The 18,197-nt window shown below is 26.4% G+C and carries 20 protein-coding genes; 6 read left to right on the top strand and 14 right to left on the bottom strand.

All coding sequences use genetic code 11. From position 1 onward, the window contains the following. Positions 1–8 precede the first annotated feature (8 nt). From ACAN_RS02655 to ACAN_RS02635, 5 genes are all read right to left on the bottom strand, one after another. Positions 9–308 (bottom strand): DUF2018 family protein, encoded by a 300-nt coding sequence (locus tag ACAN_RS02655; RefSeq protein WP_099311775.1) that lies wholly within the window; start codon positions 306–308, stop codon positions 9–11. Further along, entirely contained in the window at positions 308–1,606 is a 1,299-nt protein-coding gene (gene hisD / locus ACAN_RS02650; protein ID WP_099333876.1) for a histidinol dehydrogenase, read from the bottom strand. The genes ACAN_RS02655 and hisD overlap by 1 nt, the downstream gene beginning before the upstream one ends. Before the next feature lie 8 nt (positions 1,607–1,614). Further along, positions 1,615–2,127: a shikimate kinase gene (locus ACAN_RS02645; protein WP_099333875.1), complete on the bottom strand. Its 513-nt coding sequence runs from the start codon at positions 2,125–2,127 to the stop codon at positions 1,615–1,617. A gap of 85 nt (positions 2,128–2,212) precedes the next feature. Beyond that, on the bottom strand, positions 2,213–5,125 hold the full coding sequence (locus ACAN_RS02640; protein WP_099333874.1) for an ABC transporter substrate-binding protein: 2,913 nt from the start codon (positions 5,123–5,125) through the stop codon (positions 2,213–2,215). A gap of 35 nt (positions 5,126–5,160) precedes the next feature. Beyond that, entirely contained in the window at positions 5,161–6,048 is an 888-nt protein-coding gene (locus tag ACAN_RS02635) for a 1-aminocyclopropane-1-carboxylate deaminase/D-cysteine desulfhydrase (RefSeq protein WP_099333873.1), read from the bottom strand. A 64-nt stretch (positions 6,049–6,112) separates the two neighbouring features. Here ACAN_RS02635 and ACAN_RS02630 point away from each other — a divergent pair, with 64 nt between their 5' ends. Next, positions 6,113–6,580 carry a MotA/TolQ/ExbB proton channel family protein gene (locus ACAN_RS02630; RefSeq protein WP_099333872.1) on the top strand — a complete coding sequence of 156 codons (468 nt, stop codon included), beginning with the start codon at positions 6,113–6,115 and terminating at the stop codon, positions 6,578–6,580. Beyond that, positions 6,577–6,960 (top strand): ExbD/TolR family protein, encoded by a 384-nt coding sequence (locus ACAN_RS02625; RefSeq protein ID WP_099333871.1) that lies wholly within the window; start codon positions 6,577–6,579, stop codon positions 6,958–6,960. Before ACAN_RS02630 ends, ACAN_RS02625 begins: the two co-directional genes overlap by 4 nt. Before the next feature lie 22 nt (positions 6,961–6,982). Here ACAN_RS02625 and ACAN_RS02620 read toward each other — a convergent pair whose 3' ends face one another. The 5 genes from ACAN_RS02620 to ACAN_RS02600 form a co-directional block, all read right to left on the bottom strand. After that, positions 6,983–7,654 (bottom strand): hypothetical protein, encoded by a 672-nt coding sequence (locus ACAN_RS02620; RefSeq protein WP_099333870.1) that lies wholly within the window; start codon positions 7,652–7,654, stop codon positions 6,983–6,985. A 72-nt stretch (positions 7,655–7,726) separates the two neighbouring features. Continuing rightward, positions 7,727–9,013: an ArsS family sensor histidine kinase gene (locus ACAN_RS02615; RefSeq protein ID WP_129587497.1), complete on the bottom strand. Its 1,287-nt coding sequence runs from the start codon at positions 9,011–9,013 to the stop codon at positions 7,727–7,729. Continuing rightward, positions 9,006–9,680 (bottom strand): response regulator transcription factor, encoded by a 675-nt coding sequence (locus tag ACAN_RS02610; protein ID WP_099333868.1) that lies wholly within the window; start codon positions 9,678–9,680, stop codon positions 9,006–9,008. The genes ACAN_RS02615 and ACAN_RS02610 overlap by 8 nt, the downstream gene beginning before the upstream one ends. A gap of 113 nt (positions 9,681–9,793) precedes the next feature. Continuing rightward, a complete protein-coding gene (gene fbaA / locus ACAN_RS02605) occupies positions 9,794–10,861 on the bottom strand; it encodes a class II fructose-bisphosphate aldolase (protein ID WP_099333867.1) in 1,068 nt (355 codons plus the stop codon). 10 nt (positions 10,862–10,871) lie between these two features. Further along, positions 10,872–11,681 (bottom strand): peptidylprolyl isomerase, encoded by an 810-nt coding sequence (locus ACAN_RS02600; protein ID WP_099333866.1) that lies wholly within the window; start codon positions 11,679–11,681, stop codon positions 10,872–10,874. 227 nt (positions 11,682–11,908) lie between these two features. Here ACAN_RS02600 and hsrA point away from each other — a divergent pair, with 227 nt between their 5' ends. Together hsrA and ACAN_RS02590 are read left to right on the top strand one after the other, a co-directional pair. Continuing rightward, positions 11,909–12,592: a homeostatic response regulator transcription factor HsrA gene (hsrA, locus tag ACAN_RS02595; RefSeq protein ID WP_079578026.1), complete on the top strand. Its 684-nt coding sequence runs from the start codon at positions 11,909–11,911 to the stop codon at positions 12,590–12,592. Positions 12,593–12,608: 16 nt separating this feature from the next. Next, a complete protein-coding gene (locus tag ACAN_RS02590; RefSeq protein ID WP_099333865.1) occupies positions 12,609–13,901 on the top strand; it encodes a sensor histidine kinase in 1,293 nt (430 codons plus the stop codon). Here the strand turns inward: ACAN_RS02590 and ACAN_RS02585 are convergent. Next, positions 13,898–14,326 carry a CoA-binding protein gene (locus ACAN_RS02585; protein ID WP_099333864.1) on the bottom strand — a complete coding sequence of 143 codons (429 nt, stop codon included), beginning with the start codon at positions 14,324–14,326 and terminating at the stop codon, positions 13,898–13,900. The two genes, ACAN_RS02590 and ACAN_RS02585, sit on opposite strands and share 4 nt — an antisense overlap. A 146-nt stretch (positions 14,327–14,472) precedes the next feature. Here ACAN_RS02585 and ACAN_RS02580 point away from each other — a divergent pair, with 146 nt between their 5' ends. Both ACAN_RS02580 and ACAN_RS02575 read left to right on the top strand, forming a co-directional pair. Continuing rightward, entirely contained in the window at positions 14,473–14,832 is a 360-nt protein-coding gene (locus ACAN_RS02580; RefSeq protein ID WP_079578029.1) for a DUF4168 domain-containing protein, read from the top strand. A 20-nt stretch (positions 14,833–14,852) separates the two neighbouring features. After that, on the top strand, positions 14,853–15,200 hold the full coding sequence (locus ACAN_RS02575) for a hypothetical protein (RefSeq protein WP_099333863.1): 348 nt from the start codon (positions 14,853–14,855) through the stop codon (positions 15,198–15,200). Positions 15,201–15,211: 11 nt separating this feature from the next. On the opposite strand, the gene ACAN_RS02570 is transcribed toward ACAN_RS02575, so the two are convergent. The 3 genes from ACAN_RS02570 to ACAN_RS02560 all read right to left on the bottom strand — a co-directional run bounded on the left by ACAN_RS02570 (position 15,212) and on the right by ACAN_RS02560 (position 18,135). Then, positions 15,212–15,691, bottom strand: a complete 480-nt coding sequence (locus tag ACAN_RS02570; RefSeq protein WP_099333862.1) for an ankyrin repeat domain-containing protein — start codon at positions 15,689–15,691, stop codon at positions 15,212–15,214. A 1-nt stretch (position 15,692) separates the two neighbouring features. Then, positions 15,693–17,123, bottom strand: coding sequence for a catalase (locus ACAN_RS02565; RefSeq protein ID WP_099333861.1), 1,431 nt, complete (start codon positions 17,121–17,123; stop codon positions 15,693–15,695). 97 nt (positions 17,124–17,220) lie between these two features. Beyond that, entirely contained in the window at positions 17,221–18,135 is a 915-nt protein-coding gene (locus ACAN_RS02560) for an AEC family transporter (RefSeq protein WP_099333860.1), read from the bottom strand. Between the last annotated feature and the right edge of the window lie 62 nt (positions 18,136–18,197).

The following is an 18,197-nucleotide window of genomic DNA, read 5'->3' as shown; positions in this document are numbered from 1 at the left end:
CTAATACCTTATGAATCTAATCTTTGAATTACTTCGCCAGTAAATTCAATATATAAACTTTTTTTCATTTCATGAACATTATCACTATTATTTGAAGCATAATTATCTAGTAATTCATTTATATCAAAACTATTATCTTTATTTTCACTAAGAATTAACTCCATAATTGCATACTTTTCTATTATTTTATCTAATTCATCGTCTACTATTTGTGTATTCGCACTTCTTATTGCATCTAAAAACTTCGATTGAGGAGTACCTGCAAAGATATCATCTTCATCTTCAAATAACGCATCATATTTTGACATTAGTTGTCCTTTTTTAACCTTACTCTTACAGACTCAGCGTGAGCTGTTAACCCTTCTGTATCTGCTAATATTGCACAAGCTTCACCTAACTCATCAATTGCTTGAGAAGAGAAGTTTATAATAGAAGACTTTTTCATAAAGTTTTCTACATTTAATGGGCTATAAAATTTAGCTGTACTTCCAGTAGGAAGGGTGTGATTTGGTCCAGCTATATAATCACCAATTGGTTCAGGAGTATTTTCACCTAAGAAAATAGCACCTGCATGTTTGATTTTTGAAAGAAGTTCAAATGGATTTGTAGTCATAACTTCTAAATGTTCAGGAGCTATTTCATTCATAAGATCACATGCCTCATCCATAGAACTTGCAATAATAATTGCACCTCTTTCATCAATAGATTTTCTTGCAATTTCACTTCTACTTAAAGTTTTCAAATAGTTATCAACTTCAAGTGATGTTTGCTTTGCAATATTTTCATCTGTTGTAATCATAATAGAACTTGCCATTTCATCATGTTCTGCTTGAGATAACAAATCTATTGCAAGATATTTTGGTTTTGCAGTACTATCACTTAAAATTCCAATTTCACTTGGTCCTGCAATCATATCAATATTAACCTCACCAAAAACCAACTTTTTAGCAGTTGCTACAAAAATATTACCAGGTCCAGTTATTACATCTACTTTAGGAATAGTTTCTGTTCCATATGCCATTGCAGCAATTGCGCTAGCTCCTCCAACTTTAAATGCTTTTGAAATATTACAGATATAACAAGCAGCAAGTAATAACTCATTTATTTCATTATTTGGTGTAGGAGTACAAACTACTATCTCTTCAACTCCTGCAACAATTGCAGGAATTGCATTCATAAGTAGGCTACTTGGATATGCTGCTTTTCCTCCTGGAATATAAAGTCCAGCTCTATCAACAGCAGTAACTTTTTGACCTAAGATTGTTCCATTTTTTTCAAAATCAATCCAAGACTTTGGTAACTGTTTTTCATGGTAAGCTTTAATTCTATCATAGGCTTTATGTAGTGCAGATTTTAAATTTTCATCTATATTCTCATAGGCTTTTTTCATATCATCTTTAGAAATCAAAAGCTCTTCATCACTTTTTGCTTCCCATTTATCAAACTTTTCAATATGTCTTTTTAAAGCACTATTTTTCTCTTCTACAATTTCTGTTATTATATTTGTTACTATTGATGAAACACCTTTTATATCAGTTTTAGCTCTTGCTAAAATTTCATCAAACTCTTCCTTGAAATTTTCATTTTGTGTACTAATAATTTTCATATTTCCCTCTATATGTTTTTAAGTATCTCATTTGTTATATCTATAATATCTTTATTTTCTACATTTACTGTAATATCTGCTATAGCTTCATACTCACTAACTCTAATATTGTAAAGTTTTTTAGCTTCTTCAAGATTTTGTAAAAGCGGTCTTTTTTTTAGCTTTTTTTGAGCATTTTCAGAATTTTTTATTCTATTTATAATACCATCAAAACTTGATTGTAAATATATAACTTTTCCGATTTGTTTGATGTTTTCTTGCTTATAAAAGCCTCCACCAGTTGAAATGATAGTATTATTTTTTATATTATCTTCAAGCCATAAAGCACACTTCTTTTCCAAGGCTCTAAAATAAGCTTCTCCATTAACTTCAAAAATCTTTTTGATTTTTTGGTTTTCCATGCTTTCTATCAAATCATCAGTATCTATAGCAAACATCGAAGAGTTTTTTACAAGGCTTCTTGCAATTGTGCCTTTACCCACTCCCATAAAACCTATAAGTATTATATTACTTTTATTCAACAAAACTTTCCTTATGATTTATAACAAGCTAATATTATATCCAAAATTAAGTAAAACTCAAAATGACTTAAATCAATATATAAAATCACAATTGCTTAGGAATAGTTATTGTAAATTTTGCACCTTTATGATACTTTTTATTAAAAATATAATTGCTATTTGAAACTTCTATTTTTCCATGAATATGTTCATGTATAATTTGATATGTCATATATAAACCAATACCTGTTCCATCGCTTTTATGTTTTGTAGTAAAATATGGTTCAAAAATATTTTCTATGATATTTTCAGGAATGCCTCCTGCATTATCTTTTATACTAATTACTACTTCTTTAGATTTTTCAACAACATCAATAAAAATATATTTATCTTCAATATTTTTTTCTTTAAAAGCATCATTTGCATTATTTAAGATGTTTAAAAGAGCTTGTGTTAATTCATTTTTATATGTTGTTAATTGTAAGGTTTTATCAATATTTTGTTCTATGTTTATAAAATTTGTTTTAAAAATACTCTCTAATAAAACTAAATTTTGCTCAATTAATGAGTATACAAAAAAACTCTCTTTTGTCTTATCAGCTGCAAAAAAGTTTCTAAAATCATCAATAGTTGATGATAGATGTTGTGCAGTAACATTTAACTTTTCTAAAAACTCAACTGATTCTTCTTTGTTTTCTGTTTTAGTTTCAATTCTTAATTTTAAGCCTGTTGCAATTGTAGAAATAAGACTAAGTGGTTGTCTCCACTGATGGGCAATATTTCCTATCATTTCACCCATTGATGCAAGTTTTGATTGCTTAAATAAAAGTCTTTCTTTACTTTTTAATTCTGTTAAATCAACTATTGTAAAAAGCTTAACTCTTTGATTTTTCAAAGTAATATATCTATCTTTTACAAGGGCTGGAAATGTTGTACCATCTGTTCTTACAAACTCTATTTCATAAGAATCAAGATTTTTATTTAAAGATTCTTTTAGTGTAACTATAAAATCATTATGAACATGATGATAAAGATTTTGCCCAATCACTTCTTCTTTATTTTTATATCCAAGAAGCTTATACCCTACTTTATTTATATCAATACAATTGTGATCTTGAAATACTAAAACCGCTTCCATAGTAGAATCAAGAAGCACTTCAAAATTTCTAATAGACTCTTTTAATGCTTCTTGAGTTAACTTTAACTCTTTATTTTTCTCTTCAAGTTTTTTTCTTTGTCTTTGTAGTTTTTGTTTATTATCAACTACTTCTTTATATCTATATGTAATAACTAAAACGATAATTGCAAAAACAATAAATATTTTCCAAAAAGATGAATAATCAAAACTCTTTTCATAGTTAAAATTTACCCATTTTTTCAAGATTTCATTTTTTGATTGTGTATCTAACTTTTTAATTACTTTATCAAAAATTGAAAATAACTGCTTATCTTCATATCTAACACCAACGCCTAAGCCATATTTTTCATCAAACTTTCCTGCAATTTTCAACTGTGAGAAATACTCTTTTTGGATTTTGTAACCAACAGTTGTCATACTATCAATAAAACCAAAAATCTCTTTTTTTGATAATTTTTCTAAACCCTCATCAACAGAAGATACATATATAAATTTCTTATTTGGATATCTCTTTTTTAGTATCAAAGAGTGCCTATAATCTTTAACAATTGCTAAAGTTTTATCATTTGGCAAATCATCTAAACTATCAAAAAATCTCTCTTCAACTCTTGTAGCTATTACTAAAGGATAATCAAGATATGCCTGTGTAACATGCATAATCTTTTTTCTATCTTCACTCTTTGAAACACCAGACAAAATATCACATTTTTTATTTTTAAAAGCTTTTAAACTATCTTGCCAAGAGTTAGTTTTATATAATAAAATTGGCGTTTTTATTTGTTTTTCAAAATATTTTATATAATCAGCTATTATTCCTATATGCTCATTATTTTCTATTTTTTCATAAGGCATCCAAGATGGATCAACACACATTTTTATTGTTTTTTTATTATTTAAATAATAGATTTCATCATTGGTAAAACTATAATTTTTTGAGTATTTGCTAAAGGAAAAAACTATATCATTGATAGTTAAAGATTTATCAACTAAATTCTTATTTTTTGCTCTTTTTAATTCATCTTCAATAATTGTTTTTCTAACTTCTCCTAATTTATAAGAATCTAAAAGCATCACCTTTTCTATTTTTTTTGCTTCATAAAATAAAGCTTCTTTACTTTTTTGTTTTGAGTATTTATTATAAATTATATCAATAATCTCTTTTTTATTTTTAAGAGCATACTCCCAACCTTTGTTTGTAGCTTTTATAAAATCTTTTATTTTTGCAGGATTTTTTTGTACATATTCTAAAGAAGAAAATAGATTTCCCCCAAAACCATATATTTCATAATTTGATGGACTAATAATATTATAAGGGATTCTTTTTTTATTTAAATAATAAGTTTCATTTGTAATATAAGCTGAAAAAGCATCTGCATCTTTTGATATAAAAGCATCAATTGGATTAAAAGATGAAATAAGATTTATGTCATCTTTTTTAATATTAAACTTTTGAAAAACTCTTGATAAAGAAGAGTTTTCAAACTCAAATTCTGTCATATATATTTTTTTATCTTTTAAATCTGTAGGAGAGAATATATCTTGTTTTGTAATTAAAACTAAAGGAGATTTTTTTAAATAGTTTGCAAGTAAAATAATTGCTTGTTTTTTATCATATCCTGATAAAATAGAAGAATCATAAATTCCAAAAGTAGCTTTTTTACTCTTTACTTCTTCTACTACATTTATATCTTTAGTTAATTCTTTTAATGTAACATCAAAATCTACATCTTTATAAAAACCTTTTTCAACTGCTGCAATATAACCTGCAAACTCAAACTGATACTTCCAATTTAATTGGATAGTTACTTTGTTTGTTTCATTTGCTATTAAATAATTAAAAAATAGAAAAAATATAAGAATTATACACCTAAATATACTCAATTCATACCTTTAAAAAGTGTTACAAAATTATACCATTAATTATTAAAAGCTAACTTTCTTTTATATCGCTCAATCATAGAATTATTTCCCAAAAGCCCACCTTGATGGATATAGAGTATTGTATATTTATTATTAAAATAGTTAGAATTAACAAGAGTTAAAAATCCAAGTGGGTCATAAAGTAAATCAAACTCTATATTTGTGCTACTTTTAAGTTCACTCCAAATTTCATAAAACTCATTGTAAAGTTTTCCAAAATGATAATTTTTTTCTGTATTTAAAATAATAGGATGAAGAGTTTCATCTTTTTCCAATAAAAAAAACTGTTTTTTAAGATATTGTTCTTTTCCAACGCAAGGACAAGTAATAACTTTGCAATCTAAATATTTTTGTAAAAATAGTGCAGTTGTTCCTGTTCCACTTGGTAAAGCTACAACTAAATTTTTAATACTATTTTTTATTTGCCAATCTTTTATCTCATTGGCTAAAATCTCAACTCCAAAGGAAGCTTCTTTTTCTCTACCACCTTCTTGAATATATAAACATTCTTCATCTAAACAATTTTTTGATATATACTCATGTAAACAAGGTTCATCTTTTTCTATAATTTTTGCACCATTTTTTAAAGCAGCTTTATAATTACCTTGAGGGTTTTGTTTTAAGTAGTTAGATATATGTTTTACATAAAACTCTAATTGCCAACCTTTTAACTTTGCTAAAACTGACATAGAGTAAAGTGAATTTGCTTGAGCAGAACCATAAGATACTATTTTTTTTACATCTTTAAAATCACTTTTTAAAAAATAGTAAAACTTTCTTGCTTTATTTCCTGAAAAATCACTATGAAGTAAATCATCTCTTTTAATATATATATTTTCTTGTCTAAATGTTACTTTATGTGTAGGTGAGTCTGTAAATTTCATAGGTGATTGTACCATTTATTAATATAATTTTTGTACAATAACAAAAAACATACAAAGGTATTTTATGAATTTAATGGAATATATAGATAAAGGTGGAATAATAGTTTATATTTTAATCTTTTTAAATATAATTGGATTTACTATTATCATCTGGAAATTCTTTACCCTTCCAAGAAAAAATGCAATGATTAATAAAATCAAATTAAGACTTGATGAAAAAAGTGATTTAAAAACACAAATAGAGTATGAAGTTCAAAAACTAGAAATTGGTCTAACATATATAAAAAATATCGCTTCAGTAGCTCCACTTTTAGGACTTTTAGGAACTGTATATGGAGTATTTAAAGCCTTTGAAACAATCACAGCACAAGGTTTAGGTGATCCAACACTATTTTCAAATGGTATATCAATTGCACTTATTACAACTATTGCGGGGCTAATAGTAGCAATTCCTCACCATATTGCATACAATCACTTTATTTCACAAATTGATGCAATTGAATTAAAAGCAAAAAAAGACTTAATTAGATGAAACGAAGAGAGCCACTAGGAGCAGATTTAACACCAATAATTGATGTGGTGTTTATACTTCTTATATTTTTTATTGTTACATCTGTATTTAAAAAAGATGAATTAGCTTTGATTTTAGATTTGCCAAATTCACAAGCAAAAGAGTTAAAAGTAAATAAAGAACAGGTATTTATTGAATTAAGTGAAGAAAAGTTAGCAATAAAAGGCATTGAAGTATCATTTATATCATTAGAAGATAATTTAAAAGAAGTAAAAGATAAAGCAAAACCAATAGTTGTAAGAATTGATAAAAATGTAAAGTATGAAAGAGTAGTAAAAGTACTTGATTTACTACAAAAGTATGATTTAACTAATCTTGCATTAATAACACAAGAAGAATAAAACTAAGCAAAATTGCTTAGTTTTAAGATGCTAGGTTATTTAAATATTTATCTAAACTTTCTTTAGTTTTTGAGTCTTGAAATTCTTCATTAACCATACTCATCACTTGTTTAAATTGACCTAAATTAGTTTTATCTTCTGTATTATTTTCTTCACGTTCACTTTTTAATGCATTTATTAAAGTAGATACTAAATCTAAAGTATTAGAACTTTCTACAGCTGTTTGCCCATCATAAATCTCTTGTTCTGCAGTTGTTACTGTACCATCTTGATTTATATCAGCAGGATCATACTCTTCTTCTGAATCAGAAGAACCTCCACCTCCACCTCCACCAGCCATTGGCATAGCACTTCCTTCACTTGGTTTTTCATCAGATGATACTTCAAGTCCTAGTTCACTTAAAAAATCACTAAATGATTCAGAAGTTAAACTTTGATTATTTAAACTATCAAGTTTTGAAGCAATAGTTTCTTCAAGTTCACTTGAATCTAATGTTCCATCACTGTTGCTATCCATCGAACTAAACAACTCAGATGATATATTAAATTCAGCAGCAGAAACTGTACTATTATAACTAGAATCACTATTTTCTAGAGTTTCTGAAACTATAGACTTAGCAGATGAAGAAGACTTTTTTTCTACTTGATTTAATTGCATCAATTGGTATGAAGTAGTAGAACTTGACACATTCATTATTTACTCCTTATTTATTCTTTAATTTTAGTTTATTCTTTTTAAGTAAACAATGGGTAACAAAATAATTAATTAATAATTTATAATAAATATATTTTTATTTTCTTCATATTTATATTTTAAGTTAAAACCATGAAGATTTATAATATTACTTACAATATAAAGTCCTAAACCTAATCCTTTTTGGCTACCTTCATACTCTCTATTAAAAGGTTTTGTATATTCAGTAAAAGGTTTTTTTAATTTCTCAGAATAGTTTGATATTGTCATATGATTTTGATATATTTCAATTATTGGTTTTTTATTACCATATTTTAATGCATTATCAATTAAGTTTTTAATAACTAAAGAAAACAATTCAAAATCAACTTTTAGTTTTGCACTATTATTAACTTTTAGCTCTATACTAGAAATATTTAAAAATAAAAGGTCTAATGATTCATCAACTATATCTATAAGCCTATATTCTTTGATATTAAGAGAAGTATTTTTTGAAGTAAGCTTTTCTATTTTCGCAAACTCATTAATCAAATATTCTAATCGAAAGAAAAGTTTGTCTAAACTTTTTTTATAATTATTATCTTCAATCATATTTGATATTAAAAGTCCTTTTGTAATTGGTGTTTTTAATTCATGCATAATATTTCTTAAAAATAAATTTCTAGATTGTGTCAACTCTTTTATTTGAATAATTGCGTTATTAAACTCATTTGATACATCACTTATTTCATCTCTTCCAGAAGAAGAAGTATCTATATTTAAATTTCCTTTTGAAAACTCTTTTATATTATCTTTTAATGCTTTCAAAGGCTTCAATTTTTTTATTATAAAAATATAAAAACTAATAAATACTATATTAAATAAAATTGTTAAAAGAATAATATATTGAGTTTTTTTATTGATTTTTATATTATCTTTTATTAATAGGTTTTTAAAGGGTGTTCTTTTTAAAAAATAATTATATCCTTGATATTCAAAAACAGTCCAATCTGCTTCTTTTGCTAAGACAACTGAATTAGATTCTAATTTTTCTAAATCAAGTAATGCAATACTCATATCATATTTATTTAACTCTTCATTGAATTTTTTATAATCAATTTTATTATGGAATATAAAAGGTGGTGGTGGAGGAATATACTCTCTTTTATCTTTTTTTGTTAAAGGATTCAATAAGGGTGGTCGGATATCTTTAAAAATTTCTTTTTCAACCCTATGAAGAGTCTTCATATATTTTGTTACTAATAGATCAATTTGTTGTTGTTTTGTTATATTATAACCTACATAAACTATTAAATGTGCAGTTATTATCAATACAATAAAAAATAGTGTAATTGTAAAAAATAATGAGTTTTTATTCATTGATAAGTTTATATCCAATACCTCTTAAAGATTTTATATATCTTGGTTTTTTAGAATTTTGTTCAATTTTTTTGCGAATTCTTCCTATTAAAACATCAATACTTTTATATGTACTTTCATATTTTATTGACTCAACATTTATTAATAGTTCTTGACGAGTAACAACAAAACCTGATTTTTTTATAAGATATGCCATTATATTATATTCTGCATTTGTAAAATCAATAAGTTTCCCATTTTTTCTTATTTCTTTTTTATTTTCATCATTTTTAAAAAAAATGTTATTTTTTTCTTTTTTTGTATTTAAATTTTCTCTTCTTATAATAGATTGTATTTTTAAAACTAGCTCTTGTGGATCATAAGGCTTTGAAAGATAATCATCTGCTCCATATTCGTAACATAAAGTTTTATCTTTAATATCACTTCTTGCACTTGAAATTATAATTGGAATATTAGAGTTTTTTCTAATAATTTTACAAACTTCTACACCATCAATTTCAGGTAAAGATAGATCCAAAAGAACTAAGTCATATTTATTTATTCTTAAAGCACTAATACCAAGTTCTGGTTTTTCAAAATTTGTAAGTTTAATATCATTTTGTTGAAAAAACTTTGTTAAAAGTTCTGCTATTTCAATATCATCTTCTATCATTAAAATATTAATCAAAAAAAGTCCTAATCAATTTTATTAATTAAGATAATAACATATTAAAGTAAACGATAAGTATCAAATTTAGTTATAATAATTGAAGAATGAAAGCAAAAGCTTCCATTCGAGTTTTAGTTTTTATTTAATGCTTGAAGATCAGAAAATGCTATTTCAAGTCTTGCTATCATAGATTCTTGTCCAGCTCTTAGCCACTTTCTTGGATCATAATAGCTTTTATTTGGTTTGTCTTCTCCATTTGGGTTTCCAATTTGTGCTTGTAAATAGTCTTTATTTAAAGCTTCATATTTTCTAACACCATCCCAAAAAGACCATTGTGTATCAGTATCTATATTCATTTTGATTACACCATACTCAATTGCTTCTTTTATATCAGCAAGAGATGATCCAGAACCACCATGAAATACAAAATCTACTGGTTTTTTATCAGTATTATGTTTTTGCTCTATATATTTTTGAGAATTATTCAAAATATCAGGACGCAAAATAACATTTCCTGGTTTATATACACCATGAACATTACCAAATGATGCAGCTATTGTAAAGTTTTCTCCTACTTTACTTAATTGCTCATAAGCATAACAAACCTCTTCTGGTTGAGTATAAAGTAAAGCATTGTCAACATCAGTATTATCAACGCCATCTTCTTCTCCACCTGTAATTCCAAGCTCAATTTCAATCATCATATCAAGCTCATTCATTATCTTAAAGTACTCTACACATGTAGAGATATTTTCTTCTAAGCTCTCTTCACTTAAATCAAGCATATGAGATGTATATAAAGGTTTACCTGTTTCTTTAAAATGCTCTTTTCCAGCTTCTAACAATCCATCAATCCAAGGTAAAAGTTTTCTAGCTGCATGGTCTGTATGTAATATTACAGGTATTCCATAAGCTTCTGCCATTTGGTGAATATGTTTAGCTCCTGAAATACCACCTAAAACAGCAGCATTTGAAGTTTTTAAACCTTTACCAGCAAAATATTGTGCTCCACCATTTGAAAATTGAATAATAATTGGTGAATTAACTTTACTAGCAGCTTCTAAAACAGAATTTGCAGAATCTGTATTTACAACATTAACAGCAGGAATTGCGAAACTATTTTTTTTAGCGTAAGCAAAAAGTTTTTTTGCTTCGCTACCACTTAATACTCCAGGTTTTACCACATCAAGTACGCCCACTTAATTCTCCTTACTTAATAACTATTTTAGCTTGTTTTTTTAATCTACTAGCTGTATCGCTAATTGATTTTCTAAATTTGTCTTGTAATAAAAACTCTTTAATTTTATCTTTTACTTCATCATAACTCATAGTTGAAGCAGGAGTTTTTGATTCTAAATAAATAACATGATATCCAAATTGAGTTTTAACAGGAGTTTTAGAGTATTCTCCAGCTTTTAAAGCCTTTGCACCAGCACTAAATTCTGGAACCATTTTATTCTCTTCAAATTTACCTAAATATCCACCTTTTGAAGCAGTAGGCCCTTTTGACATTTCACCAGCAAGCTTAATAAATGTCTCTTTTTTATTTTTTGCTTTATTTAATTTTTCAATTGCAGTTTTTGCATCTTTTTCTGTTTTTAATAGTATATGTCTTGCTTCTAAAGTAGCAGGTTTTTTGAACTTATCTTTATTTTTGTTAAAAAAATCTTTTTGCTCATTTTGTGTTACTTTAACATCTTTGAACTGATTTTGCATCCAAATCTCTAAAGCTAAGTCTTTTTTGATTTTTTCTAAAGCATCTTTGAAAGATTTATCTTTTTCAATTCCACTTTTAATAGCTTCATTTGTTAAAAGTTTTTTTTCAATAGCTTGTTCTAGCACTTTATCTTTTTTATCTTTTGGTAATACATCAAAATCAATATTTGGATTTCTTAATACTACTTCTAAATCATTTTTTGTAATTTTTTCCCCATTTACTGTAGCATAATAATCTGCTGCACTTAATGTGGCAGTACTTAAAGCTAATGTAGCAATTACACTTGTTACAATCTTTCTCATAATCTTCCTTTTATTAAATATTCGCTTATTCTATCTATATTTTATTAACAATTAGTTAATTCAAAAAATTAACAAATAAAGTCTTTATTATACCTAAATTTATATTATAAAAATTAGTCATTCACGAAAATTTCAATATTTAACTTAAAAAACCTTTAAATTTTTAAATTTTTATGGTACAATTCGCACAAAATTTAAACTTAACTTAAATTTAAGGAAATTATAACATGAGAATTTTAATTATTGAAGATGAAATTACATTAAATAGAACACTGCAAGAAGGTCTAACTGATTTTGGTTATCAAGTAGATGCTGCAGAAAACTATAAAGATGCAGAATATTTTATCGATATTAGAAATTATGATTTAGTATTAACTGACTGGATGTTACCAGATGGTGATGGTATTGAATTATGCAAAATCGTAAAAAATAGAAGTTCAAGAACTGCTGTTGTAATTATCTCAGCAAGAGATGATAAAGAGAGCGAAATAGAGGCACTAAAATCAGGAGCAGATGATTATATTAAAAAACCATTTGACTTTGATATCTTACTTGCTAGAATCGAAGCTAGATTAAGATTTGGTGGAACAAATGTAATAGAAATTGAAGATTTAGTTATCAACCCAGATGAAGAAAAAATTATCTATAATGATGAAGAGATTGAACTAAAAGGTAAACCTTTTGAAGTATTAACTCACCTTGCTAGACATAGAGATCAAATAGTTTCAAAAGAACAACTATTAGATGCAATTTGGGAAGAGCCTGAATTAGTTACTCCAAATGTTATTGAAGTTGCTATAAATCAAATTAGACAAAAAATGGATAAACCTTTAAATATTTCTACTATTGAAACTATTAGAAGAAGAGGATATAGATTCTGCTATCCAGAAGCACAAGACGAGATTGAATAATTTTTAAGGACTACTCATGAACACGAAAAGCATTTATACTCAGTTTTATCAAAAACTAATACTTGCCACTTCGTTGTTCATAACTACTCTTTCTTTTATTTTTTATGGTTATACAAAAGCTACAATCTATGAAGAATTAAAAGAGAGTCTTGTTTCAGATGCACAACTTATTTACAAAGTAAGTAAAAGTAAAGATCCAAATAAAACAAACTTTAATATTATTACTCATACTGGGATTAGTGTTGATTTAGTAACTATTGATAATCTTTCAGAAATTAGTTTTGAAACATTTAAAGATGGTCAAGATCATTATGTTGAGCTACTATATCCATTTGATATAAAAAGTAAAAAATTTATTAAAATAGTAAAAAATATCAACTCTTCAAGGGAGATGTTAACAAAAATTTTTAATAACTTACTATTTTTATCTCTTGGTGGATTAATTTTGATTATTTTATATGCGTTTACAGTATCAAAAACACTACTTAGACCAATTTTACAAATCAATAAAAAACTATCTAATATGAATGAGAATTATCTTACACAAATAAAAAAAGATTCTTTACCAATAGAGTTTCACCCACTTGCTGATTCAATAAACTCTTTAACTAATAGAATTGAAACTTATGTAAGATTTAAAAAAGAGTTGTTTATAGGTGCAGCACATGAACTTAAGACTCCCCTAGCAGTTATGAAATTAAAAAATGAAGTAACTTTGATGAAACCAAGAGAGCCTGAGAAGTATCAAGATACGCTAAAATTAACTATAAAACAAATAGATGATATGAATAAAATGATAGGTTCAATTCTTGATATAGGAAGAGCTGAGGGTGCACAATTTGAAAAAGCAACTGAGATTGACTTAGTTCAATATATGGAAAGAAAAACAAATGATTATAGAATGCTAAGTGCACAAAAGAAGATCACTATAACATTTTATGCAAATGTAAACTATTATAATACTTTATTACAAGTTACTTTACTTAATCAAATTATTCAAAATTTTGTCCAAAACGCAATAAAATTTACTCCTGAGGAGAAAACAATTGCAATAAGACTTGAAAAAAGTAAAGAGACTACAACAATAAGTGTTATTGATGAGGGAATAGGAATTGATGAAAAGATAGACTTATTCGCACCATTTAAAAGAGTAGGAAATGAACAAGGCGCTGGACTTGGATTATTTTTAGCAAAAAATGCAGCTGATGCAATGGGAGCTAAACTTTCACTTGAAAATAGAAAAGATGGAAAATCTGGTTGTGTTGCAAAGCTAATGCTTTACAACAACTTAGTTTGCAAGATATCTTAATATATAGCAGCGTGTTCGATTTTAGTACAATTATTTTGTACTACTTTCATACCTGCTTTTTTTGCTTTTTTAGCTGCATCATTATTTACTAAACCCAACTGAGTCCAAATAGTATCAACATCGCCTCTTTTAATAGCTTCATCAACTACTTTATCTATAACTTCTGGTTTTCTAAAAATATCTACCATATCAACTTTAAAAGGAATATCTCCTAAGCTTCTGTAAACTTTTTCTCCTAAAATTTCATCTTCTTTAGGGTAAACAGGAACGATTTTAAAACCAACATTTTTTAAATATACTGCAACTTTATTGCTAGCTTTTGAGCTATCAGGAGAACAACCAATAATAGCAATAGTCTTAGTATTTTCAAAAATCTCTTTTATCTCATCTTTATTTGAATTAATAGTTGCAAATTCACACTCCATTAGATATCCTTTTATAGTGATGTAAAATTACTCTCATAATATAATAATTTTGATAAAAAGTATAATAAGAAAAAAGATTAATATTTATTATTTTCATTTAAGTTTGATGATGTTAATGTCAAGAAATTCAATAAAAGGACTAAAGAATGCTAAGAATAATATTTTCAGTTATAGCTTTTTGTACTCTTTTAAGTGCAAATCAAAATACTAAATTAGAGAATGCTCAAGTAAGTAATAAAGAAATTAAAAATTTTGCAAATGCATCAGTTAAACTCAATACTTTAAAAGTTTCTATTCAAAATAAAATGGATAAAAAATATAAAAAGACTGAACAACCTTTGTCAAGTAAAGAAGTAGAAAGATACAATCAAGAGTTTATGAATAAAGCAAAAGTAGTTATTCAAGATAATAATCTTACAATAGAAAAATATAATTCACTTTCTCAGTTGTTTAAAAATGATAATAATTTTAAAGCAAGAGTACAGTCATTATTATTGAAAAAATAATTTTAAAATAAGGGCAAAAGATGAACATCCCTAGCAATGCACAAAAGATTGAAGTTGAAAATAGTACAGTTGAGTTTTTTTTATATGAAAAAAATAGTATCAAATATTACTATTTTGATACCTCATCTTGTGCAGCACCAGAACCTATGATAAATGCAATGGCAGGATTAAAGCTAATAAATGATTCTAAAAATATACTAATTATGATAAACCACCAAATACCAACTGGATTATTCCCAAGAATTGAAAATAGCTTTGATTTTGAAATAGAAAGACTAGAAGAACAAAACAATGTTCTTATTACATTTTCATACAAGCAAGACTCTTTAGCAGAAGTAGATTTTAATAACAACCAATGCTTAGGATAAACTATTTTAGTCTATTTTTTTATCTTAAATAGACTAAATAGTTTTGAAAGCTTTAAATAAAATCTATTTGTAAAGTTATTTTTACTCTTTGAGTTTAGATAATCTACAATTTCATAATTTCCAAAAATAGAAGCAAACATTATAGGTGTTGTTTTCATTCCATTATTTTCATAAATATTAGCATTTGCTTCCACTAAAAGTTTTACAATATCAAGGTAACCTTTAAAACAAACTCCAGCTAGTGGAGTTTGCCCTCTATCATTTTTCTTATCAACTTTGGCATTAAAGTTAAGAATCATTTTTGCTGTTTCATAATTTCCATTATATGAAGCTAACATTAATAGTGTATTACCTTTAGAATCTGATAAATCAACAGGCATTTTAGCTTCTAACATAGCTTTTAAATCTTCTGTTTTTCCTTGTCTTGCATAATCTAAAGCAAATAATTGAAGCTCTTCATATCTTTTTAATTCCTCTGCTGATATTTCCATTTTAAATCCCTAATGCTTTTTTTACTCCCATTTTATATGCTTCATCAATTTTAGCAAATAACTCTAATTGTCTATTAATTATCTCTAAAGGAACTCCATCCATAGCACGAGCTATATTTCCAAAAAGCTGTTCTTTTTCATTTTCACTCATCAAATTAAATAGTGCTCTTGGTTGAGAAAAATCATCATTTCCTTCTCTATGGTCATATCTTTTAGCATAAGCATTTTCTATTTTTAAAGCTGGTTCTTCAAAAGCTTTATCTTCAACTGGTCCATCAAAGCTATTTGGTTCATAATATGCATCTGTTATATCTTTTTGTTCATAATTCATAGCACCATCAGCATGATAAGTTTTAACATCAACTATTGGTCTATTTACAGGTAGCATTTCATAATGAGTACCTACTCTATATCTATGTGCATCTGGATAAGAAAAGATTCTAGCTTGAAGCATCTTATCAGGTGAAAAGCCTATTCCAGGAACTATATTTGAAGGTGAGAAAGAGGCTTGTTCTACTTCATTGAAATAATTTTTTGGATTTTCATTTAGTGTAAGTTCTCCAACCTTTATCATTGGGTAATCACTATGTGGCCAAACTTTTGTTAAATCAAAAGGATTAAAAGAACATGCCAAAGCCTCTTCTTCTGTCATTATTTGAATTTCAAAACTCCACTTAGGATAATTTCCTTGTTCAATATTTTCAAATAAATCTCTTTGATTTGACTCTCTATCTTTTCCAACAATCTCTTCTGCTTGTTTATCTGTAATAGTTTCTATTCCTTGCATAGTTTTAAAATGAAATTTAACCCAAAATCTTTCATTTTTTTCATTTATTAAACTATATGTATGTGAGCCATATCCATTTATATGTCTATATGATTTTGGTAAGCCTCTATTTGACATCAATATTGTAACTTGATGTAAGCTTTCTGGACTTAATGACCAAAAATCCCAAGCAGCGGTATTGCTTCTTAAATTTGTTTGTGGATGTCTTTTTTGAGTATGAATAAAATCTGGGAATTTATATGCATCTCTAATGAAAAAAACAGGTGTATTATTCCCTACTAAGTCCCAATTACCCTCTTTTGTATAAAACTTAAGGGCAAATCCTCTTACATCTCTTTCTGCATCAGCAGCACCTCTTTCACCTGCAACTGTAGAAAATCTAAGTAAAAGCTTTGTCTCTTCTGATTTTTGTAAAACCTTAGCTTTTGTATATTTTGAAATATCCTCTGTAATAACAAGCTTTCCATAAGCTGCACTACCATTTGCATGTACTACTCTTTCAGGAATTCTTTCTCTATTTTGATGGGCTAATTTTTCTATTAACTGATAATCTTGCATAAGTACAGGACCTCGTTCTCCTGCTGTTATTGAGTTTTGATTATCCGAGATTGGATTTCCTGCTGTTGTTGTCATAGTCTTTTTCATAAAATGCTCCTTTAGTAGAAAAGATTTCTCTTAATACTAAATTCTATTGTTATATTTGTTAAATGAAACTTAGTTGTTTTTTACAATCTAACTATAATCATATAAAATAGTTTAAAACAAGCATAATAAAAAACGCTGATAATAGAGTTTGCAAAGTAATAATAGATGACATTAATTTTATATTACCTCCAAGTTGTCTTGCCAAAATAAAAGATGAAGGTGCAGTTGGTAAAACTGCAAAAATTATAAGTATAGAGATCATAAACTCATCTAATTTGAAAAAATTAGCAATAACAAACATAATCAAAGGAGTTAAAATAAGTTTGGCTATATTTGTAATAATTATCTCTTCTTTAGATGAAGTTATCTCTTTTATAACTAAACCAAAACCAACTGATAAAAGTCCAAGAGGAAGAGCAGCAGAACTTAAAATTTCTAATATTTTATCAAAACTTGAAAAAAGCTCAATTCCCATAAAATTTATAAATCCACCTAAAAAACATGCCACAATTAAAGGATTAGTAATAATTGATTTTACTAAATATAAAAATGTTAATTTACTATTATTTACATAAAGCGCAAAAATTGATATACAAATAATATTAATAAAAGGAATTACAAACATCATTAATATAGCAGCTAAAACCAATCCTTTATCACCAAAAACAGAATCAGCTAAAGCTAAAAATACATAAGTATTAAATCTAATTGAACCTTGAACTATTGAAGTAAAAGAGTCACCTTTAAAATTAAATATCTTATTTATTAAAATCAAGATTATTAAAACTAAAGATATAGTAAAAAGTGCAGTTAAAACAAAATTTACACTATTAATATCTTCAAATGATGCAGTTGCAAGTTTATAAATCAATAGTGATGGCATTAATATATAATAAGTTAACTTATCTGCATTTGGCCAAAACTCTACTGAGGGAAATTGTATCTTTTTTAAAAAGTAGCCAATCATAATCAAAGAAAAAATAGGAATAATCGCTGTAAAAATATGTATCATGTGCAACCTTTAACTTTACTTTATAAAAAGTTTCAATATAATTTAGTTTTACGAAACAATTT

The sequence above is a fragment of the Malaciobacter canalis genome (genome assembly GCF_008000835.1).
Lineage (GTDB): Bacteria > Campylobacterota > Campylobacteria > Campylobacterales > Arcobacteraceae > Malaciobacter > Malaciobacter canalis.
The sequence above is the reverse complement of the archived record's forward strand: the minus strand, read 5'-3'. Positions and strand labels throughout refer to the sequence as shown.